We start from the raw sequence: 328 nt of genomic DNA, 5'->3' as shown, positions 1-328 counted from the left end.
CTTCCGATCTGGTTTACTTGCTGCAGCAGATCCTTTTTTATCTGACGAGACTCTTGTCCTTCAATATCTACAGTACAGATGTCTCCTTGTGTACTTTTAATGAGACCCAGGACATATCCTTCTTTCTCATCAGCAACCCACACCATCTTTTTACCATCGTATGGCTTGGTTTGATCTTTACGTTTCTGTTCCATAGAAACGTAAATGTATGGTGACGGATCTGGATCTTCGGCGGCGGCCATTTTTCTTGCTGGTGTTTTCTTTCGAAATTAAAAAGATGGTATCGCAAACTGCACCGACACACAAGGTCTTGCCCAGAACAGCCGGG

Annotated in this window: 1 protein-coding gene; it reads right to left on the bottom strand. The window is 43.9% G+C overall.

Annotated features, from left to right (window positions below; genetic code table 11):
• Positions 1-242, bottom strand: a 242-nt coding sequence (locus BB427_RS07195; RefSeq protein WP_139119032.1) for a myosin N-terminal SH3-like domain-containing protein, incomplete at its 3' end; no start/stop codon positions are given.
• Positions 243-328 lie beyond the last annotated feature (86 nt).

Origin of the sequence: Pseudoalteromonas sp. BMB (assembly GCF_001709235.1) — a bacterium.
In the GTDB taxonomy this organism is placed as follows: domain Bacteria; phylum Pseudomonadota; class Gammaproteobacteria; order Enterobacterales; family Alteromonadaceae; genus Pseudoalteromonas; species Pseudoalteromonas maricaloris.
The sequence above is the reverse complement of the archived record's forward strand: the minus strand, read 5'-3'. Positions and strand labels throughout refer to the sequence as shown.